This window comes from Streptomyces sp. NPDC051172, from assembly GCF_040682555.1.
Classification (GTDB): domain Bacteria; phylum Actinomycetota; class Actinomycetes; order Streptomycetales; family Streptomycetaceae; genus Streptomyces.
The window spans coordinates 28344-48035 of record NZ_JBFBBE010000073.1 but is presented as its reverse complement, the minus strand read 5'-3'; the positions used below and the strand labels follow the sequence as shown (position 1 = coordinate 48035).

21 protein-coding genes and 2 pseudogenes are annotated in these 19692 nt (G+C 69.9%); 10 read left to right on the top strand and 13 right to left on the bottom strand.

What is annotated here, in order from left to right; genetic code table 11:
- Positions 1-128: 128 nt before the first annotated feature.
- Positions 129-962 carry a lipase gene (locus AB0N07_RS33775; protein WP_365841685.1) on the top strand — a complete coding sequence of 278 codons (834 nt, stop codon included), beginning with the start codon at positions 129-131 and terminating at the stop codon, positions 960-962.
- 23 nt (positions 963-985) lie between these two features.
- A complete protein-coding gene (locus AB0N07_RS33770; RefSeq protein ID WP_365841683.1) occupies positions 986-1864 on the top strand; it encodes a GNAT family N-acetyltransferase in 879 nt (292 codons plus the stop codon).
- A gap of 96 nt (positions 1865-1960) precedes the next feature.
- On the opposite strand, the gene AB0N07_RS33765 is transcribed toward AB0N07_RS33770, so the two are convergent.
- The gene (locus AB0N07_RS33765; protein WP_365841681.1) at positions 1961-2956 is read right to left on the bottom strand and encodes a hypothetical protein; all 996 of its coding nucleotides are present in this window, start codon (positions 2954-2956) and stop codon (positions 1961-1963) included.
- Positions 2957-3598: 642 nt separating this feature from the next.
- On the opposite strand from AB0N07_RS33765, the gene AB0N07_RS33760 reads away from it, so the two are divergent.
- Positions 3599-3913: a hypothetical protein gene (locus tag AB0N07_RS33760; RefSeq protein WP_365841679.1), complete on the top strand. Its 315-nt coding sequence runs from the start codon at positions 3599-3601 to the stop codon at positions 3911-3913.
- Positions 3914-4012: 99 nt separating this feature from the next.
- On the opposite strand, the gene AB0N07_RS33755 is transcribed toward AB0N07_RS33760, so the two are convergent.
- From AB0N07_RS33755 to AB0N07_RS33745, 3 genes are all read right to left on the bottom strand, one after another.
- Positions 4013-4417 carry a hypothetical protein gene (locus AB0N07_RS33755; protein ID WP_365841677.1) on the bottom strand — a complete coding sequence of 135 codons (405 nt, stop codon included), beginning with the start codon at positions 4415-4417 and terminating at the stop codon, positions 4013-4015.
- 298 nt (positions 4418-4715) lie between these two features.
- Positions 4716-5702 (bottom strand): transposase, encoded by a 987-nt coding sequence (locus AB0N07_RS33750; protein WP_365841675.1) that lies wholly within the window; start codon positions 5700-5702, stop codon positions 4716-4718.
- A gap of 35 nt (positions 5703-5737) precedes the next feature.
- Positions 5738-5914: a hypothetical protein gene (locus AB0N07_RS33745; protein WP_365841673.1), complete on the bottom strand. Its 177-nt coding sequence runs from the start codon at positions 5912-5914 to the stop codon at positions 5738-5740.
- Positions 5915-5940: 26 nt separating this feature from the next.
- Here AB0N07_RS33745 and tnpA point away from each other — a divergent pair, with 26 nt between their 5' ends.
- Entirely contained in the window at positions 5941-6369 is a 429-nt protein-coding gene (gene tnpA / locus AB0N07_RS33740; protein WP_365841671.1) for an IS200/IS605 family transposase, read from the top strand.
- A 206-nt stretch (positions 6370-6575) separates the two neighbouring features.
- On the opposite strand, the pseudogene AB0N07_RS33735 reads toward tnpA, so the two are convergent.
- Positions 6576-6662: pseudogene (locus tag AB0N07_RS33735) on the bottom strand (M24 family metallopeptidase); the annotation flags it as partial.
- 204 nt (positions 6663-6866) lie between these two features.
- On the opposite strand from AB0N07_RS33735, the gene AB0N07_RS33730 reads away from it, so the two are divergent.
- Genes AB0N07_RS33730 through AB0N07_RS33720 form a run of 3 tightly spaced genes read left to right on the top strand, consistent with a single transcriptional unit; the run spans position 6867 to position 11089 of the window.
- Positions 6867-9029 carry an MMPL family transporter gene (locus AB0N07_RS33730; RefSeq protein WP_365841669.1) on the top strand — a complete coding sequence of 721 codons (2163 nt, stop codon included), beginning with the start codon at positions 6867-6869 and terminating at the stop codon, positions 9027-9029.
- 3 nt (positions 9030-9032) lie between these two features.
- Entirely contained in the window at positions 9033-9710 is a 678-nt protein-coding gene (locus AB0N07_RS33725) for a response regulator transcription factor (protein ID WP_365841667.1), read from the top strand.
- On the top strand, positions 9707-11089 hold the full coding sequence (locus AB0N07_RS33720; RefSeq protein WP_365841664.1) for a HAMP domain-containing sensor histidine kinase: 1383 nt from the start codon (positions 9707-9709) through the stop codon (positions 11087-11089). The genes AB0N07_RS33725 and AB0N07_RS33720 overlap by 4 nt, the downstream gene beginning before the upstream one ends.
- 26 nt (positions 11090-11115) lie before the next feature.
- Here AB0N07_RS33720 and AB0N07_RS33715 read toward each other — a convergent pair.
- The 3 genes and pseudogenes from AB0N07_RS33715 to AB0N07_RS33705 all read right to left on the bottom strand — a co-directional run.
- A pseudogene (locus AB0N07_RS33715) lies at positions 11116-11379 on the bottom strand (polysaccharide deacetylase family protein); the annotation flags it as partial.
- 361 nt (positions 11380-11740) lie between these two features.
- Positions 11741-12337 carry an NAD(P)-binding domain-containing protein gene (locus tag AB0N07_RS33710; RefSeq protein ID WP_365841661.1) on the bottom strand — a complete coding sequence of 199 codons (597 nt, stop codon included), beginning with the start codon at positions 12335-12337 and terminating at the stop codon, positions 11741-11743.
- Positions 12338-12378: 41 nt separating this feature from the next.
- Positions 12379-13197 (bottom strand): 3'(2'),5'-bisphosphate nucleotidase CysQ, encoded by an 819-nt coding sequence (locus tag AB0N07_RS33705; RefSeq protein ID WP_365841659.1) that lies wholly within the window; start codon positions 13195-13197, stop codon positions 12379-12381.
- A gap of 139 nt (positions 13198-13336) precedes the next feature.
- Between AB0N07_RS33705 and AB0N07_RS33700 the strand changes: the two genes are divergently transcribed.
- Positions 13337-14242 carry a LysR family transcriptional regulator gene (locus AB0N07_RS33700; protein WP_365841657.1) on the top strand — a complete coding sequence of 302 codons (906 nt, stop codon included), beginning with the start codon at positions 13337-13339 and terminating at the stop codon, positions 14240-14242.
- Between the two features lie 931 nt (positions 14243-15173).
- On the opposite strand, the gene AB0N07_RS33695 is transcribed toward AB0N07_RS33700, so the two are convergent.
- The gene (locus tag AB0N07_RS33695; protein WP_365841655.1) at positions 15174-15359 is read right to left on the bottom strand and encodes a hypothetical protein; all 186 of its coding nucleotides are present in this window, start codon (positions 15357-15359) and stop codon (positions 15174-15176) included.
- Between AB0N07_RS33695 and AB0N07_RS33690 the strand changes: the two genes are divergently transcribed.
- Positions 15352-15624, top strand: a complete 273-nt coding sequence (locus tag AB0N07_RS33690) for a hypothetical protein (RefSeq protein ID WP_365841653.1) — start codon at positions 15352-15354, stop codon at positions 15622-15624. The genes AB0N07_RS33695 and AB0N07_RS33690 overlap by 8 nt on opposite strands.
- Positions 15625-15871: 247 nt before the next feature.
- Here AB0N07_RS33690 and AB0N07_RS33685 read toward each other — a convergent pair whose 3' ends face one another.
- The 4 genes from AB0N07_RS33685 to AB0N07_RS33670 all read right to left on the bottom strand — a co-directional run bounded on the left by AB0N07_RS33685 (position 15872) and on the right by AB0N07_RS33670 (position 18748).
- Positions 15872-16453, bottom strand: coding sequence for a hypothetical protein (locus AB0N07_RS33685; protein ID WP_365841651.1), 582 nt, complete (start codon positions 16451-16453; stop codon positions 15872-15874).
- Between the two features lie 91 nt (positions 16454-16544).
- The gene (locus tag AB0N07_RS33680; RefSeq protein ID WP_365841649.1) at positions 16545-16709 is read right to left on the bottom strand and encodes a hypothetical protein; all 165 of its coding nucleotides are present in this window, start codon (positions 16707-16709) and stop codon (positions 16545-16547) included.
- Between the two features lie 150 nt (positions 16710-16859).
- Positions 16860-17516 (bottom strand): response regulator transcription factor, encoded by a 657-nt coding sequence (locus AB0N07_RS33675; protein ID WP_365841647.1) that lies wholly within the window; start codon positions 17514-17516, stop codon positions 16860-16862.
- Positions 17456-18748 carry a sensor histidine kinase gene (locus AB0N07_RS33670; RefSeq protein ID WP_365841645.1) on the bottom strand — a complete coding sequence of 431 codons (1293 nt, stop codon included), beginning with the start codon at positions 18746-18748 and terminating at the stop codon, positions 17456-17458. Before AB0N07_RS33670 ends, AB0N07_RS33675 begins: the two co-directional genes overlap by 61 nt.
- Before the next feature lie 217 nt (positions 18749-18965).
- On the opposite strand from AB0N07_RS33670, the gene AB0N07_RS33665 reads away from it, so the two are divergent.
- Complete coding sequence (locus AB0N07_RS33665; protein WP_365841643.1) at positions 18966-19679, top strand: VC0807 family protein; 714 nt, start codon at positions 18966-18968, stop codon at positions 19677-19679.
- The last annotated feature ends 13 nt before the right edge of the window (positions 19680-19692 follow it).

The window sequence follows — 19692 nt, the reverse complement described above, 5'->3', positions numbered from 1 at the left end:
AGACCGCAGACTTGCGCCCGCGACCAGCCCGAGTATCCCCACCCAACCGCACGCCAGAGCCTCCGACCAGGCATGTTCGAAGATGGCGATGACTCAAGACACAGCTGTCGGTGCCGGGGCTGTCGCCGGTGCGTGGCATCAGTGCCGAGGCCGGCCGGGCGGTGGCACGGCTGGTCCGGCTCCCGCTCGACCTCGCGGCGGAAAGCGTCGAGCACCTGACCGGACGGCTAGGCTCTGCCCAGCCTTCGCGGTCGACAGCCGACGGCGAACCCTCGCACGCCGGGTCGGAACTTCCGGTGATGCTGGTGCACGGCATGGCCGACCGGGAATGGGTCGTCTCGTCATTGGAGCGCGGACTGGGCGGCTGCGGGGCGGGACCCTTCGTTTCCGTGACGTACAACGGGTTCAGCCCGGACATCCGCACGGCCGCCCGGGTACTGGGTGAACAGGTGGAGCTGACGGTCGGGCGGTGTGCCGGGCGGCCGCTGGTCCTGATCGGGTACAGCCTGGGCGGGCTGGTCGCCCGCTACTACGTGCAGCGCCTCGGCGGGGATGCGCATGTGCCGCTCGTGATCACCCTGGCGACGCCGCACGGCGGGACGGTCACCGCGCTGCTGGCCCCGCCCCATCCGCTCCTGCGCCAGCTGCGGCCCGGCAGCGAGGTGCTGACAGAACTCGCCCGACCGGCTGCGGTATGCCGGAGCCGGTTCGTGGCCTTCTACAGCGACCTGGACGAGGCCGTCGTGCCCGCCGCGAGGGGCCGCATCGATCACCCCGACCTGACGGCCCGCAACGTACTGGTGCCGGGGGTGGGTCACCTGACCCTTCCGCTGCACCAGCCGGTCATCGACGAGGTGCGGGCGCTGCTGACCGCCGCAGGGCGGACCGGGCTTCGCCACGCCCCGGCCCGGCCCGGCCGTGACAGCCGAGGCAAAACGGGGCACGCTGAACGTAGCCAGTAGGAACGTCTGTGGGGACCGACAGCATGGCTTCTCCCCCCAGCCCCGACAGCAGCGCTGCCGTACGCCCGTATCGCACGCAGGACGAGGCGGGGGTGCGTGAACTGATCGATGCCGACCGACTGCCCGGTCAGCAGCGTTGCACAGCGCAACGGCTGGCCGCGGCGGGGCGCAGCCCGCTCGCCCTGGCCGGCTGGACCATGCCGGCCGGCCACCCCCGAATCAGCATCCTGGCCGACACCGCAGACCATCCCCGCGGAGTTATCGCGTTCGTGTCGTGGAGCGATGTCCGCACAGGCGTGATCTGCTGGCTGTACGCCCGCGAGGACCCGCCTGCCCTGCGTGCCCTCCTCGGCCATGCATGCGCCGAGCTTGCCCGTTGCCGACGGATTGATGCGTTCGTCGGCGCTCCCCCGGGACCTCTGGGGCCGGGAGGCCTGCCACGCGGCCGCCGCGCCGCCACCCACGACTCCCTGCTGGAGGCCGGGTTCACCGGCCGCCGCCAGGGTTCCTACCTGCACCGGGCGCTACCGGGCGATCCGTGGCCGGCGCCGGCCAAGCTGGTAGCCGACCTCTATCCCTGTGAGTTCCCTCCGGGGCATCGCCTGATCATCCGTGACGGGGCCGAGCCGGTCGCGGAGGCTGTGGTGAGCGTCGCACCGGACCACACCGCGACGGTGTACTGGATCGAGACCCGCCCCACCCACCGGGGCAGGGGCCTGGGGCGCAAGCTGCTCGGCCAGGCACTGGCACTGCTGGCCGAGCAGCGAGCCGTCGAGGCCGCGCTGGTCATCGACGACAGTGGAGCCTGTGCCTCGGAGAGCAGGGCTGTTTCCCGGCTCTTCGACGCCTCCGGCTTCACCCTCGTCGACGAGCTGTGGACCTACCAGCGGCGACACCCCTGAGCCGGAGACCGAAGGCCGGCCGAGCGGAAACGCCGGCAGCGGCGCCGCCTTCACAGGGGCCGACAGGGGGGTGTCGCGCTGGTGGAGCCCGAACGCTCAGGCGGGGACTCGTTCGGCGGCCCTCTCCGCGGCCTTGAGGACGGTTGAGCGTGCCTGGTGGCGCCGCTCGTACTCCAGCACCCGTCGGCAGTGTCTGGGCTCGGCATCGTTGAGCCGCTTGACGGCCTCCTCCGCGGTCATGCTGTCGTAGCCGGGCCAGGGCAACGGCTCGAGCAGGGCGGCGATACGGCTCAAGACAGCCGAGCGGCCCGCGTGGCACCGTTCATAGGCGCCGACGACGGCCAGGTCCGTCTGCGTAAGGTGCGGCAGCCGGTCGATGATCATCTTGCTGCTGAGGCGGCGGTAGTCGGGGATCGGCAGCTCCTCCTCGCTGATGAGGGCTCCCCGCGGTACGCCGTACAGCCGGTCCGCGCCCGGCATCCGTTCGGCGGTCTCCCGCAACCAGCTGCTCCAGTCACGCACCGCCCGCGCCGCACCGCTGACGCTCAGGCCGTTGGTGGCCTCGGCGGATGCCACCGCTTTGTCAGCGTGCTGTTCGAGGGCTTCGGCGAACTCCTCCAGCGCCTCCTCGTCATCCTGACGGATGGACGTGAGCAGTTGCGCACTGACAGTGTCCTCGGCGTCCTGGGCGATGCGTTCGGCGGCCCGGCACAGGGCCAGGGCCAGGGCGGTGACCGCGTACTCGTCCTCGGCGTTCTTCAGCAGCCGGTACTCCGTTGCCAACCCCCGATTCCGGAACATGACGCCCGGCACGGAGACGGCCATGTCGAGGGGCAGCCGGGCGGCCTGCTCGGTGAACTGCCAGGCGCCCCCGAGGACGCTCTGAACGAGCCCACGGGGCTGCAAGGTGCCCAGACGTTCGTCGATGCGGTAGACGTGGCCTCGAGCGTCACCCAGGCGACGCTCGAGAACCTCCCGGTGATCACCGGGTGGCGTGACGGCGAGGTGGGCCCTGAAGCGGTCGGCGAGCGCCGATTTGGCCTCACGGACCTCGCGCAGCGCCGGAACGAGCACATCTGTGGCTACGGACATCACATTCCTTCGGATGCTCGGGAAGAATCGGCCGGGAATTCGGCCACCGCCCCCTACTCCCACCGTGCCCCGAAACAGCCACCCCCGCATCTTCCCGCCCGACTACTGCCCCTATCGCGAACCCGCGTTGAGCCGAATGCCCTGGCTCAGCGGCCTGAGAAAGAGCACTCGGGCGACTGCGCACGTCCGGCGCGCGAGCCTGACGGCATCGGAAGGGGAGCGCCGCCTGGGGTACCCGCCAAAACAAGCGAGTGCCGCCATCAGCACCGGTGACGGCACGCAGGCGCCGGGCAAGGCCCACAGGCGCTGCACATGGGATTGAGGGCTTCCTTCCTCTCGCGGTGGCGATTTCGGCACGGCCCGTTCTGGCGGCGCAGCGACGTCATGGACATCTGGGTCCTACTCATCGCATGGTTGATCGCCTTCGTGGGCGGAGTGATCGTGGGCGCGGTGACCGCGGACACGGTCGCGTCGGGGATCGCCCGGGAACCGAGCGGCGGAAGGCCGAGGCCGTCGTGACCAAGGTGACGGCGGTAGCCGCGCCCGACCAGGCGCTGGGGAGCCCACGGGCGCGAGCCACCGTCCGATGTTCCGCGCCGGATGGCTCCGTCCGCACCGGCCAGACCCAGGTCCCGTCCAGTGATGAAATCGGGACCCGGATCACTGCCTCCACTCCTGGCAGCAGAAGCCGCCACCGACGTGCAGCCCGGCATGGACGCCTTCACGAAGGCCGACGCCTACTTCACCGCCGACGACGAACCTGCCTCGATCTCCGACTGGCGCGACGACAACAGCACCCTCTCCGCCGACATCGCGCAGCTCGCCAACGACGGCCTCGGCGTCGGCGGCCCAGACGATGCTACGTACCGGCAGAAGGTTCAGGACGACGCCAACAGGTTCCCTCACGACTGCCAGATAGCTGAGGCCGACGTGGCCAAGGTCGCCGCAGGCAAGTAGCTACGCGTCCGAGTAGCGTTGCAGCTGTCCCGCCGTGAGGCTGCTCGGGACCGCTGTGGCCTCCGAAAGCCCCCAGCGCCCATTGGATCGGCCCGGCGGTCAGTGCACCCTGACGGTCTCGGCCGGCGTGACCAGTTGCAGGCGGAGCTTGTTCGAGCCCCAGTCCGCCTCGTAGAGCGCGCCGCGGAACTTGAGCGTGCCACGGTGCGTCGCCTTCACCCAGGTGTTGACAGTGCCGCCGTCGAAGACCGCGCCGTGGGCACATTTCACCGTCCGCCAGGATCGGCCCTGCCTCTGCTGTACACAGAACTTCTGGAAGACGTCGCTGTCTGCGCCGGCGTGCCCCTTCAGGTGAATGCGGCCCCCGGCTTTCACAGTGTGCGGGCTCGCCTTGAAGTCGTAGTCGACTTTCGCGGAAGCCGTCACCGCACTCAGCCCGAGTGCAGATATCCCGACTGCCGCGACGACGGCCGTACGCGCGGCCCGCCGGTTGAGAAAGCTCATCGTCTGACTCCCCCTGTTGGATGGTCTCCTGCTCGGCGGCAGCGAAAAACGAAGGATGCGAGCCTGGTCACCGGCCCGCAGCAGCCGTTCAGTTCGCTGATCGCAACCTGTCAGAGGGCGAACGAGGGAGCGCCGTTGCCCCGCAATCCCCTATTTTTTGGCGACCCTCGACGAGCCGGGGGAAAAGCTCCTGCCTGGATGGTCCAGCAGACCACGCAGGTCTCAGACGGGCCGAGCTCAGTCACTCTCGGCCGGGAAGGGGGGCGGAGCCGTGAACCCGAGTCAATGCACCCGAGCCCTAAGGGGCCGGGTTTGCAGCTGGAGCATGGCAAGGCTCCGCCGCATGGGGCTGATTGACGGCAGCCCAGGTGTCTTGGGCGCGGGCCGCGATGTTGCGGGCCGCGTTGTGGTCTGCGTGCGCAACGACGCCGCAGGACCGGCAGGCGAACAGCTCTTGTGTTGGCCGGTTGGCTTTCTCGCAGTGCCCGCACCACGAACACGTCTGGCTCGTGTAGGCGGGATCGACCTGGACGACCAGAACCCCGGCTCGCTCGGCCTTGTAGAGCACGAAGGCGGCGAGCTGGGCGAACGCCCAGGAGTGCAACGCGACCCGTTGGGGCTTCCTCAGCCGTACCCGGGTGCGGATACCGGTCAGGTCTTCCAGACCGATTCCGCGTCCGGTGCGTTCAGCCTCGGTCACGATGCGCTTGGAGATGATGTGGTTGACGTTGGTCGCGTGCCGCGCCTCGCGGCGGGAACGCTTGCGCAGCTTCCGCTTGGCGGACTTCGTGCCGCGGGCCTGGACTTCGGCCCGGACGCGGAGCTGACGGCGCCGGTACTTGTTCAGCTTCCCTCCGGCGAACGGCTCCCCGCCGTCGGACGTGGTGGCGATGTCGGCGGCCCCGAGATCCACTCCGAGCCAGCCGGACGGCTGCTCGTTCAGGTCGGCCGCGGGTATCTCGCACGTCGCGACCAGGAACCACGCCCCGTCACGGTGGACCAGGTCGCTTTCGCCCTGGCGATGCTCCGTGAGGAGCTTGAGCGTGCCCGGCGAGCACACGAACCGGATCCCGCGAAGACGCCCCGATGTGGTCCAGATCGACACGGTCTGCTGGTCGTACTGCCAGGACAGACACCGGTCGTCGAACGGCTGCGCCGCGTCGGGGCGGAACGTCACAGGCCGGGACGCGATCCGCTCAGCACGCTCACCATCGGGCGGACCGAAGTTCCCGGCCTTCAGGTTCGCCCGGCGCGTCTTATAGGCGTCGGCGACCTTCCGGATCACATGCAGTGCCGGCTGAGCAGACAGACCGCGTTCCTTCAGTGCCGCGTAGGCGAAGCCTGCACCGCCTTGCGGGTGCGGTCCTTGTCGGACTCCTTCGCCTGGACCTGCTTCGACAGCCAGCACGCCGCCCGGTTGACCTCGCGCAGGGTCGCCCCAAGCGCCGCCTCCACTTCGACAGACGGCAGGAGCTTGACCTGCGCGACGATCTTCATATATCGGGCATCGTAGCATCGCGTCTATGTCACCGAGATGGGAACCAAACTCCGACCTCCGCAGGGGACGCAGCGTCGAATACGCCCTCCATGCACATCTGGTCTTTGTCCCGAAGTATCGGCGCGGTGTGTTCACCGACGAGATCCTGACGCGCTGCGAAGAGATCATGCGGGAGGTGTGCGCCAAGGCGAACGCGGAGCTGAAGGAGTTCAACGGCGACAAGGACCACGTCCACCTCCTCATCCACTACCCCCCGCAGGTCAAACTCTCCGCCCTGGTCGGAAGCCTCAAAGGCGTCTCCGCTCACTACCTGCGCAAGGAGTACGCCGACCACATCCACCGATACCTGTGGGACGACCACTTCTGGTCCCCCTCCTACTTCGCAGCCTCCGCCGGCGGCGCCCCACTGTCCGTGGTGAAGGAGTACATCGAGAACCAGAAGCGCCCCGACTGAGGCCCCCACCACAGACCCGTACACACGCGAGGGTCACCCCTATCCAGCGAAGCAATTCCTCCCGAGCCCTACAGGGCCGGGATTACCTTGCTAGATCACGTTGAACGTACTGCTGTCGAGCGCGACGTCGGCCCGAGTGCCGCCTTTCATGACGACCGGGAAGAGCGGCCATGCTCGCCGGCGCCTACCTCATGACGCACTGCGGCTGCTCCGCAGTCGAAGCTGACCAGGTCGCCGTCGCGCAGGCGGTGGTCGTCGGGGATGCCGTGCGCGACGGCGTCGTGCACGGAGGCGCCGAAGGCGGCGAGCAGGACATGTCGGCGTGCCCGTGAGGCGCGCGCCGTAGGGCCGGGAACGGGACGTTCCTGACGCGGCACCGCACGAACGTGTGCCGGTCCGTGCCGGGCGCTGAAAGCGTCCGGTAAGGAAGCTCTCCCTACCGTCCGTCAGTGAGGTGAGCAGCGGCTGCCGCCGCTGCCGGTCACTGGGAGGAATTCGTGGAGAAGCTGAGCGGATGGGTGATCCGCCATCGGCTGGTGGTGGGTCTCAGCTGGCTGGTGATCACGGTGGTGGGCATGCTGGTGGCGCCGTCGCTCTCGGGCCGGCTGCAACCAGGCACCCATGTCACCGGCCCCGGCTACACCGCCAACGTGCAGATCGCCCGGAGCTACGGAGGCGCGACCCAGGACCCCGCTGTCGTGGTCCTGGACCTCCCGACCGGACAGACCGTCAATTCGCCGCAGGCTCAGGCGAAACTGCGGGCGGTGGACAGGGGCATCGCCACGGCGGCGCCGAGCCTGCGCCTGGTCTCCTATGCCTCGACCGGCAGTCGGACGCTGGTCGGGAACGGTGGGACGAGCACGATCGTCCTGGCCTATCCGCCGAAGCCGGGTGACGACATGGCCACCGATCAGATCGACGCCCTCACCAGGGCTGTCACAGCCGCGGCGCCAGGTCTGACCGTGCACGGCACCAGTCTGCGGGCCCTGGAGGCCGGCAACACCACCGGCGGCGGCAACTCCAGCGTCACCGGTGAGCTGATCATCGGAGCGATCGGCGCGCTGGTGATCCTGGCCTGGGTGTTCGGGTCGCTGCTGGCGCTGTTGCCGCTGGTCATGGCCCTGATCTCGGTGCTGACGATGCAACTGCTCGTCTACGGGCTGACGTTCGTGATGCCGTCGTCCTCGCCGATCCACCCGGCCGTGCAGTACATCGTGGCGCTGCTGGGCCTGGGCCTGTCGATCGACTACTCGCTGCTGGTGGTCACCCGCTGGCGCGAGGAGCGCGCGGCCGGCAGGAGCAACGACGAAGCGGTGCGCGCGGCCGTGCAGCGGGCCGGGCACAGCGTCTGGTTCAGCGGCATGGTGGCCTCGCTCGGCCTGTTCGCGCTGACCGTCATCCCCAACTCGATGGTCCGCGGCATCGGTGTGTCCGGGCTGTTCATCCCCTCCACCGCGACCCTGGTCGCGCTGACGCTGCTCCCCGCGGCGCTGTCCAAGATCGGGCCGCGGGTGGACTGGCCGCGGCGGGCGTCGCGACGGCAGGCGGACAGCCGGTTCTGGACCGGCTGGTCGAAGTTCGTGATCAAGCACCGCGTGGCTTCGGCGGTCGCGGGCCTGGGCATCCTGGCCGCGCTGACCGCCACCGCCGCGACCATCGACATCAGCACGCCGAGCAGCCACGCACTGGCCACCGCCGGCGCCTACACCGACGGGCTGCACACCCTGGAGACCGACGGATTCCCGTCCGGGACGTTGACCGCGGTGCCGGTGTACGTCCCGAACGCCGTCGACGCGGGGAACACCGTGAACGCCCTGGACACCGTTTCCAGCCTGCACGGTGCCGCAGCCCCGGCAGGACCGGCCTGGCACACCGGGGGCAGCGCGATGGTCATCGCGATCCCGTACCACGAGGTCGGCAGCGCCGACGGCGGCACCTCGCTGGCCGACATCCGCCGCAGCGTCCCACCCGGTGTACTGGCCGGTGGCGAGGGCGCACAGAAGATCGACGAGACCAGCGCCACCTACGGCTCGTTCCCGCTGCTGTTCGCTGTGGTCGCGGTGGTCACCTTCGTGCTGCTGACCCGCGGGATGCGGTCGGTCCTGCTGCCTGCCAAGGCCGTGCTGCTCAACATGCTGTCCGTGGCGGCCTCCTACGGCCTGCTGGTGATCGTCTTCCAGCACGGCATCGGCATGAAGGCGCTGTGGGGCGCGTCCACCTACGGCGCGATCGACACCCTTGCCCCGGTGCTGATCTTCGGGTTCCTGTTCGGCGTGTCCATGGACTACGAGGTGTTCATCCTGGCCAGGGTCCGCGAGGGATACGACCGCACCGGATCCACGCGGGAGGGCATCATCGAGGGTGTGTCGCGCACCGGCCGCCTGGTGACCTCCGCCGCGTTGATCCTGTTCTTCGCGCTCGCCTCGCTGGCCACGGCGAACGACGTCACCGTGCGCGAGATCGCCATGGGCCTGGCGTTCGGGGTGGTGCTGGACGCTATGGTGGTCCGGATGCTGCTGCTGCCCGCACTGGTCTCGCTGTTCGGCGACTGGAACTGGTGGCTGCCGGACCGGGCCGCGCGACTGCTCCGGCTCCCGGTGACGCGGTCAGCCGACGAGGCCCGTCCGGAGCCGGTTCCGCAGCGGATCGGGGAGGCATAGGCCGTGCGGGTGCTGGTGGTCGAGGACGAGCCGGACGTCGCCGAAGCCCTGGTCTGGGGTCTGCGGGCCGAGGGATACGTAGTCGACGCGACGGACGACGGCACGGATGGGCTGTGGATGGCGACGGAGAACGCCTACGACGTCATCGTGCTGGACGTCATGCTGCCCGGCCTGGACGGGTACCAGGTGGCCAAGCGCCTGCGCGAGCGCGAGTGCTGGACGCCGATCCTGATGCTCACCGCCATGGACGACGACCTCGACCACGCCGAGGGGCTGGACTCCGGTGCGGACGACTACCTCTCCAAGCCGTTCTCCTACCCGGTCCTCCTCGCCCACCTGCGCTCCCTGACCCGACGCACCCTCGGTGCCAGGCCGGCGGTGCTCATCGCCGCCGGCCTGGCGCTGGACCCCGCCGGGCGCACCGTCACCCGCGACGGTGCGCCCCTGGAGGTGACCGGCCGGGAGGCCGCCGTGCTGGAGTACCTGCTGCGGCGCAAGGGCTCCGTCATCTCCAAGGCCGAACTGCTCGAACACTGCTGGGACGCCCACTCCACCGGCGACCCGGCGATCGTCGAGGTCCTCGTGCACCGGCTGCGGCGCAAGATCGAGAGGCCGAGCGGGCCGACCGTCATCGAGACCGTGCGCGGCAAGGGATACGTCATCAGAAGCGAGGAACCATGACCGGGCCTGCGCGCGCCTGGCGCCGTCTGGCACACGGCGCGCGCCCTCGCACCGTGCGGACCCGCGTCACGGTCATCGCGGGTCTCGCGCTCACCGCGGCCGTCATCATCGGGCTCCTCGTGATGTACCTGCTGCAGGTCGGCCAGGCCAAGCGCACCATCGCCGGGCAATTGCGCACCTACGCGGTCCAGATCGAGCAGTCGGCCACCGGCGGGGCGTTCCCGCAGCCACTGCCGCCGTCGGTGCTCGACGCGCAGGCCCAGTCCCAGGTCCTTGCGCCGGACGGGACCGTCATCGCCTCGACACGCAATCTGGCCGGGAGACCGGCTGTGTTCACGCTTGCGGCGGATGCCACGACCCCGGTTCGGCAGAAAGCCGCCGACGGCGTCCTTCCCGGCGAGCTCTCCGTCCTCGGCGAGCACACCAAGGCCGGCGGCCGACCGGTCACTGTCATCGCCCTGACTGCCAGCAACCAACGCGACCAGGTCGACGAGACCTTCGCCCGGCTGCTCGTCATCGGCGTGCCGGGCACGCTCCTGGTGGCGTGTGGCACCGTGTGGTGGGTGGTCGGCCGCGCGCTGCGGCCGGTGGAGCAGATCCGGCGCACCGCCACCGCCATCACCGCCGCCGAGTTGTCCCAGCGCGTCCCCGAGCCCGGCACCGACGACGAGATCGGCCACCTGGCCCGCACCATGAACGACATGCTCGCCCGGCTGGACGACTCCGCCGCACGGCAACGCCGCTTCGTCGCCGACGCCAGCCACGAACTCCGTAGCCCCCTGACGGCCATCCGCACCGGCCTCGAGGTCGGACTCGCACACCCCGACCGCGCGCCCTGGCCCGACATCGCCTCACGGGCCGCCCGGCAGACCGAACGCCTCGAAGCGCTGATCTCCCAACTCCTCGCACTGGCCAGGGCCGACGCCGGAAAGCTGGCCGCGCGCCGGCAAACCGCCGACCTGTCCGCGTTGCTCGCCGAGATCCGGGCGACAACCACGGCGCCGCACCTGAAGATCGAGCTCACGGTCCCGGCGCACACCACGGTGACCGGCAACCCGGAGGACCTGTCCCGGCTGTTCCGCAACCTCATCGACAACGCCGCCCGATACGCGCGGACGAAGGTGTCCGTCACGGCGGAGGTCGAACCCGACGGCATCCGGGTCGAGATAGGCGATGACGGACCGGGAATCCCGGTCGAGGAACGCGAACGGGTCTTCGACCGCTTCGTCCGCCTCGACGCCGACCGGGGACACAGCACCCGCTCCACCGGGCTCGGGCTGCCCATCGCCCGGGAGATCGCCACGGCGCACGGCGGCACGATCACACTCACCGAGACCGACGACGGCGGAACGCGCGCCGTGGTGGCCCTGCCGCGCTGACCTGAAGCGTGGCGTTTGGTCCTCCTCACCGGCTCGGGGTATCGGTGGGCGAAGTCGCCGGTCAGGAAGAAGGTGGCAGGTGCGTGCCGGCGGGCGAGCTCGCCGAGGACGCGGTTCAGGCCGGCGTCGTTCCAGGCGGCGTTGAACGTCACCGCGACCACGGGCTCGCGCGTGCGGATCACGCGGTTCTCCGATCCGAACAGCGCCCGCAGGCCCTCTTGGTCCGCGGCAGCTGCCGGGCGAGGCGCGGCCGTCCCGGCGATCGCGGCCGGAGGCCCGGGTACCACCATGCACAGGGCGGCGGACAGCCCGATGGCCACCCGGAGCAGGCGGTGAGCCACAAGGCGGTGTGCGGCGAATACGGAATTGCGTTTCCATGCCACCGCCATCGGCCAACGGGAGCCTGCCCTTGAGAGGGAGTGGTCGGCGGCTGTTCCGGGGAGGACGAGAGGCGTGCGGGGGCCGTCCAACCGATGAGGGACGCGTTGGGCGAGAGTGCGCCTGGCATGCACTCCCACCATCTCGAATATCGAGTACAGGGCGCTCGCCCTGAGGGCGAATGCTGCAACTCTCGAATACCGAGACTTCACCAGTGAAACCATCCATGCCACGCGTCGTCTCCGACTACCTCCAGCCGGCGCAGCTCGACAGTCAGCGGGCGATTGAGATCGCGAAGGGTGTGAATCCGGCGGACCGGATGACGTGCGGTACGAACAGGATCGCGGCCTCTGTGGCGCGGGCGGTCGAGATCCCGCCGAGGTCGGTGATCCATTCCTTCTGCCAGCCGAGGTCGACGAGCAGTTCGCCCACGGTCTGCTTGGCCTGCAGGTCCTCGCCGGAGAGGAACGCGGTCGGAGTCTGGGCGAGCCTGGCAGGCGAGGTCATCACCGGGAAGAGCATGGTGTTGAGTGTCTTGACAACGCGCGTTTCGGGGAGCGCTTCCTGGAGTTGTTCGGCGAGGCTCGAGCCCGGGTAGATCAGATCGGCGGGCAGTCCGTCCGGTCCGTCGGTGGTGGCGTTGGAGACGTCGACGAGGATCTTGTCCCGGAGTTCTTCGCGCAGAGCGGCGAGCCGATCCAACGAGCCGGCACCCGGGGTGGCGTTGATGACGACCCGAGCAGTCCGGGCGGCGTCGGCGGCGACGCCCGGCATGCGGTCCGCCACGGTCACTTCGTGTCCTGCCCGGGCGAGGGCTGCGGCCAGGTTGCCGCCGACGCGGCCGTTTCCGAGAACTGCGATCGTGGTCATGATGATCTGGTCCTTCCGTACGTGAGGGTTGTGGTGCGCGGTCACCGCGAGAGCGTGGATACGGCCTCGGCGTGGACGCCGGGCGCGGCAGCCAGGAAGCTCTGGCTCTGCGGGGTCCACGGTCGGCCCTCGGCGTCGGAGATCCGTCCGCCGGCCTCGGTGACGAGCAGCGCCCCGGGAAGCAGGTCCGCGCGGGCACCGGCGAACTGCCAGAAGGCGTCGATCCGGCCGGCGGCCACGTTCAGCAGGTGCATGGTTGCGGGCACGGCGGCGCGCACGACGAGCGCGTCGAAGAGCATCGCGGTGATCGAGGAGCCGACGCGCCGCACGACCCCTTCGTCCTCGTCCGGCCGGGCCTGGCTGGTGGCCACGACGCTCAGGCCGAGGTCCGCGGTCTGAGATACGTGCAGCGGCCGGCCGTCGAGCTGGGCACCCGCGCCGGTGAGCGCGGTGCAGGTCTCGCCGGTCAACGGCAGGTGGACTGCGGTGAGCACCGGCTGGTTCTCACGCACGAGGGTGGCGGTCACCGCCCACTCCGGCAGGGCGTGCAGGTGGTTGACGTTGCCTTCGGCCGGATCCACGACCCACCATTCGCCGGGCGGCAGCGCCCCGCCGTCCAGTTCGTCCTCCACCCAGCCGGCGTTCGGGCGCAGGCGCGTGAGGCGGGGGCGCAGGATATCGAGGGCCGCGTCGTCGTTGACGGCGAGCGCGCGCATCAGCTCTTCGCGGGTCTGGTGGCGGACCACCTCGCCGAAGCGCTCGCGCAACGCCGAACCCGCCTCACGCACGGCGATCGCGGTCTGGGCGAGCAGGTCTGCGTCGGAGACGGCGACGTCAGTGGTCTGGAGCGTTTCGGACATGGTGCTATTCCCGTCTGACGAGGGGTGCTGAGGCCGGTCGAGGACCCAACTGCGCGTTGTTTCCTGCGCTTTCGCCTCAACGGTAGGCAGCCCCACGATTAACTTCAAATGCATGTAAGGCATGGTTAGGATTACTCTCATGCAATTGGATTTGAACCTGCTCGCCGCCCTCGACGCGCTGTTGGAGGAGGGCAGTGTGGCCGGGGCGGCGGCGCGCCTGCATGTCACCGCCCCCGCGATGAGCCGGAGTCTGGGCCGGATTCGACGCACGACCGGGGATCAGATCCTGGTGCGCACCGGCCGCACGATGACCCCGACGCCGTATGCGATCGCCGTCCGAGAACAGGTGCATGAGCTGCTGCACCAGGTCCAGGGGGTGCTGGCACCGAGCCGTGAACTGGATCTGGCAACGTTGGAGCGCACGTTCACACTCCGTTGGCACGATTCCCTGGTCGCCTTGAGCGGCCCCACGCTGCTCGAGGCCGTGCGCGGACAAGCGCCGGGCGTGCGACTGCGCTTCGTCGCGGAATCGAGCATCGACACCCCCGAGTTGCGACGCGGCGAGGTCGACCTGGAGGCGAACGCCAACCGCCCGAGCGCACCGGACATCCGTGCCGAGCACGTGGGCGAGACCCGCCTCGTCATCGTCGTGAGGCAGGGGCACCCCCTCACCCGCGTCCGGACCGTCACCGCGAAGCGTTACGCCGCCGCTGAGCATGTCACCGTCTCGCGACGTGGAAACCTCAGCAATGCCATCGACGACGCCCTCGCGCGGCTCGACCTCTCCCGCCGCGTCGTGGCGACAGCGCCCACGGAAGCGGCTGCGCTGCAGTTCGCGCGCGGCTCCGACATCCTGATCAGCGTCCCCGAGGCCACCACGCGGTCAGCGGTCGCTGACCTGGGCCTGGTGGTGCTCCCCCTGCCGCTCGAACTGCCGTCGGCACCGATATACCTGTCGTGGCATCAGCGCTACGACACCGACCACGCCCACGCCTGGCTGCGCGGGCTGGCGCGAACCGCGCTGGCCAGGTGCGGAGCGTCGTAGTCGGCGACGTCCGGCCGCTTCACCCGTACGTCCACGGTCCACGCGACCACCACGGCGATCTTGGCGAGTGGCCGGTCGATCTGACACTGCTCTTGCTCAGACGGCTCGCACAGAGATGGGGAGCCCGCCCAGATCCGGACCGCCCGCAGTGCCTCGACGAGTTGGTCGGGCGTTGCCACCGTCAGCGATTCCGCCTGTCCGAACTGCGGCACGGGGATGTCACTGCGGAACTCGATCTCGGGGCGTCGTTCCCGGCGTGCTTCGTACTCCGCCGGTCGCCTGCGCGGCGGTGTCCTCGCCGCCGGAGTCCAGGAGCGCGGTGATGTACCGGTCGAGCTCGGAGGGACCTGCGCGTGGTTCGGGTGACGGATGGACACCGCTCACCCCCGGGACGCTCCGCAGAAGGTGGTCATCAGGCACCGGTCGGGCCGCGCCGTCCCCATCGCTGTTCGGTGACGTTCCGTAAGGGACGGGGCGAGTGCAGTGCTGACACGTACTCAAGAGTCCCGCTGTCGCGCGTCCTGGAGGAGGTCCTCCGAGGGGGGTGCTCGGTGATGTCCGTGACCCACAGCTGGTCCGGGGCGCGTCGGGTGAAGTCTCAGTTGACCAGGTCGGCGACCGGCGGTTTGCGGGCATGCCGTGCAGTCCGGCCCTCTGCACCGCTCGAGAGCGGCACGGCAAGAAGGGGGCAGCGACGTTCCGTCGCTCAAGTGGTCCGGACACCTATGCCCACCAACGTCGACTTCGAGCGCCTGCCGAACCTGCCGCACCTGGCACAGGACGAGCACTCCCAACGCGCACCTCCGGGCCGCCACCGCAGCCGATCGTGCAGCCTGACTGCAACCGGCTGAGGCGGCTCCTATCGGACCGCACGTCCGCAACCAGTGCTCCGACCATCGTCGGAGCACCTCTTTGTGACCAGACCTGTTCCTCACTCCGTCTGTGAGGACCAGCGGTCTCCTATCTCGACTCCGTGCTCTGCCGCCAGCCGCCGCAGGTCGGCGAGTTCGGCCTCCTCCACCTCGATCAGGAAGTCGTCTCCCTCCTGGCGGGCGCGCAACAGGTCAGCCTCTGTTGCCCGGCTGCGTTGGAGCAGTCCAGCTGTGAACGTGTCCATTCCCCGGGGGCCGTCGACGGTCGGCACCCCGTACATGGACGGGCGCTTCCACACGAACCCGAACGCCAAGGAAATCGCCACCGCCAACGCCGACGCACACTGCCGCACCACTACAGAGCTCTACGAAAAGTGGAGCGCTGCCGTCACCTACTTCGAGGAGACAGCCATCGCCCACAACCGCACCGAACTCCGCCGCTCGCAGGCCATCACCAAGATCTGGGTCACCAACGCCCGAGCCGCGGTTCAGGCCCACGACCGGCACTGAGTGCCGGGGCCGATCCCGATACTCCCGCCACCGGACTCGGGCTTTCGGACGACGTCGACGTGCCGAGTTAGCCGGACTTACAGCTCACCGCAGCAAGCAGGCAAGCAGGCAAGCCACAGTGGACGCGGCACGGCGGGGCGGAACGTATGTTGACCCCTCTGATCAGGCGATGGCTGAGCAGACGCTGCACCACCGGCCCGGTACGACATCGCGCGGGGTATCGCGCGAACAAGCACACCGATGCCCCTCACTCCGTCTGCGTCGGGTAGGCGACGGTGTAGTCGTCCACGTCCAAGGCCTGGTCCGCGGCGTAGTCGGCGCGTGCCTGCCGGTCCTCCTCGGTGATATCCGGGTGCACCGGGGGTGTCTCGGGTGCGGGCCAGAGCTGGACCAGGTGGCGTTCCCCGTGGTCGCCGATGCCGGGTTCGGGGTCGTCGGCATGGCAGTACAGGCGCATGCGCACCCAGTCGCCGCCGTCCGGGGCGGGCCGGAGACGAAGGGGCGCTTCCTCGTCAGGCCAGGCGTCCATGATGTCGCCCGACTCCAGTGTCGCGAGATGGAGGGTGGGCAGGTCGGCGCGCAGGCTCATTTCTTCGGCCGGCTCCCACCCGCCGTCTGTCTCCGGGACCGGTGGGGCATCGTGGACCTGGATGGTCATCTGGAGGGGGCCGGTGTCGGTGGTGGCCAAAACGACAGCGTTGGCGTCGGTGGCCGGGCCGCAGCGCCAGCCGAAGGGCATCTCGGCGGGGTACTCGTAGTCGTCGGTGAAGCCGATGAGGTAGCCGTTTTCACCGAGCTCGACGGTGAACGAGGACGCACGAACCAGCATGAGGGGTCTCCTGGAACGGGCAGGGTGCCCCTTCCCCTGGCGATGCGGGAAAAGGAGCACCCTGTCTGGCTTGGCGGAAGTGTAGGGAGGCTCAGGCGATCACGTAGAACGGGTCGCCGTCCATGACGTGCATCTGGCCGCGCCACGCGGTGATCCGTCCGCCCTGGGACTTGTTCTCCTGGACCTTGACCCAGGTGATCTCCCACTGGCCGGCAGGAAGATGGGTGCCGCCTTCTTTGGTGGGGGCGCGCGTCACACGAAGTGCGGCCGGCGCGCCGCATGTCCGCCGGGGCAGTGCGCGGGCACACCGCGGTCCTGTTCTTGTTCATGACGACGGTCGGGCTCGTGCCGTGTTCACTCATCGCTGCTGCCGCCCGCAATGAATACGCCCACACGCCAGGCGTTGTCAGGAGCGGGGACTGCCGTTCAGATAGGCCAGTACGGCCAGCACCCGGCGATTGGTCTCGTCCGAGGCGGTGATGCCCAGCTTGGCGAAGATGCTCGCCGAGTGCTTGCCGACGGCGCTCTCGCTGACGAACAGCCGGGCGGCGACGGCCGCGTTGGAGTACCCCTCGGCCATCAGCGCCAGCACCTCCCGCTCGCGCGGCGTGAGCGTGGCCAGCGGATCGTCCCGGCGCCGGCCGCCCAACAGCTTTGCCACGACCTCCGGGTCCATCGCGGTGCCGCCGTCCGCGACCCGCCGTACCGCCTCCACGAACTCGTCGGCGCCGAGCACCCGGTCCTTCAGCAGATAGCCGACGCCGCCGGTGCCGTCCGCCAGCAACTCGCGTGCGTACAACTGCTCCACGTGCTGCGACAGCACGAGGACAGGCAGTCCGGGCCGCCGCCGGCGGGCCTCCAGCGCGGCCTGCAGTCCCTCGTCGGTGAAGGTCGGCGGCAGCCGTACGTCCACCACCGCGACGTCCGGTTCCTGCTCGGCCAGTGCCCTGCGCAGCTCCGGCCCGCTGGCCACGGCTTCGGCGATGGTGAACCCATGGGCCGTCAGAAGGGTGCAGAGTCCTTCTCGGAGGAGGAAGAGATCTTCCGCGAGGACAACACGCACGGCAGCTCCATCGTCACCAAGGTGGGCCCCCCGTCCGGGCTGGCGATGCCGAGCGTACCGTCGAAGGCCGACAGCCGGCGCCGGATGCCGCGCAGCCCGCTGCCGCCCGCGCCGAGCGCGGGTCCGTCCTCCTCGTGCGCGCCCCCGTGCCCGTCGTCCCACACGGTGCACCACAGTGCCGTGCCGTCGTGGGCGAGAACGATCCTGGCGTGGGTCGCCTCCCCGTGCCGGGCTGCGTTGGTGAGCAGTTCGGCGACGGCGAAGTACAGCGCCGCCTCGATAGGGCCCTCCGGGCGGCCCGGCAGCCCGTCGGCGTCCACCTCGGCCTCGAGCGGCGCGTCCAGGGCCAGCGCCCGCAGCGCGTCGACCAGCCCGCGCTCGGCCAACACGGGCGGGTGGATGCCCCGTACCAGCGCGCGGAGTTCCGCCAGGGCGCGCGCCGAGCTCTCGCGGGCCTGCCGCGCCAGCTCCCGCGCCCGCTCCGGGTCGCTCTCCACCAGCGTCTCCAGGGCGCCGAGGGTGAGGCCCATGGCGACCAGCCGGGCCTGCGCGCCGTCGTGCAAGTCCCTTTCGATACGGCGCAGTTCGGCCTCGCGGCTGTCGACGGCCGCGAGCCGGGTCTCGGTCAGCTCGGCGACACGCTCGGCCAGCCGGCGCCGTTCCACCTCGGCGGCGACGGACGGCGCGGGACCGAGCAGCAACGGCAGCCAGCGGCCGGCGTGCAGCCGGGCGGCCGGACCGGACAGCCGTAGCGCGGCGTAGTAGAGCAGCAGGCCCCCTGGCACCCCCACGGCCGGCCGGCTGAGCACGGGCCCGTCGAAGAGACCACGATGGCTGTCGAAGAGAGCGGCGATGCCGGGGGCGAGCAGCCCGAACAGGCCGTACCAGGCCAGTGCGGAGGGCACCAGCAGCAGCACCAGCGCGACCCACGGTTCCAACGCGAGGAAGAGCAGGTCGCGACGGTTCGCGGGGTCCTCGCGCGACGGCCGGTCGGGCAGATACGGGTCGGGAACCGCCGTGCCGCCCCAACGCCCGGAAATCCCGCGATAGTTGGAGGCCAGCTTGCGCGCCGCACGCAGCGGGCCGTGCTGCGGATCGCCGTCCCCGAACAGCCGGGCCGGCAGGGCGACACAGACCACCGGCAGCGGGGCCAGACCGCACCAGCCGATCGACCAGCAGTAACCGAGCTCCCGGTGTCGTCTGCCGAAGCGGCGCAGAGCGGTGGTGGTCATGAGCCCCAGCCTTCCCTTCGGGTTCGCGGGTCCACGGCTGTCCAGTGTGGCGTGCCCGGCGACCGGACGACGTGTGTCCAGGCTCAACGAGGGGTGGGTCTGGACCCACCCCCGTTCGGCAGATGGACGCAATGTCCGCCCGCCCCCGGCTCCGTAGCGTCAAAGGCGTCGAAACAGACACGGAGACAGACACGGACTGAAGCCGGAGACAGCGGACATGAGCGAGATGATCACGGCAGGGAACGACGGGAACAATCTGAACGTCGCGGACGCACAGGACGCCGGGAACAAGCGGGACAAGGCGCCGAACAGGCTGCTGGTGCAGAGCCTGCTGCTGAACGTCGCCGCCCCGCTGGCCGTGTTCTACGGTCTGCGGGCGACCGGGACCGGCCTGTGGTGGGCGGTGCTGGCGAGCGCCGTACCGCCGACCGTCGAGGCACTGCTGACAGTCGTGCGCGAGCGGCGGGTGGGGATGCTGGGCATCCTGGTGCTCAGCATGGTGGCCCTGGGTGCGGCACTGACGGCGGTGACGGGAAGCCCCCGGTTCATGTTCGCGAAGGAGGGCTGGATGACGGGCATCGTCGGGCTGGTCTTCCTGTGCACGCTGCGCGGCCAGCCGGCGATCCACCAAATGCTGTCGTCGGTGACGAAGGACGAACGGCGCGCTCAGATCGAGCGCAACTGGCAGCTGTCACCGACCTTCCGCCACGTGATGCGGCTGCTGACGGCGGTCTGGGGCGTCGGCCTGCTGCTGGACTCCGTCCTCCGGGTGGTGCTCGCCTACACACTGCCCGTCGACTCGGTGATGCTGGTGACCACGCTCCAGTACGTGGCGCTGTTCGTCGCCCTGGAGATCTTCAGCCGGCGCTATGGTCGGGCGCCCTCCCGCATCGCCGCCATCCGCAGCGAGACCGCGGCAGCGGACGCGTGAGCAGCACGGGCGA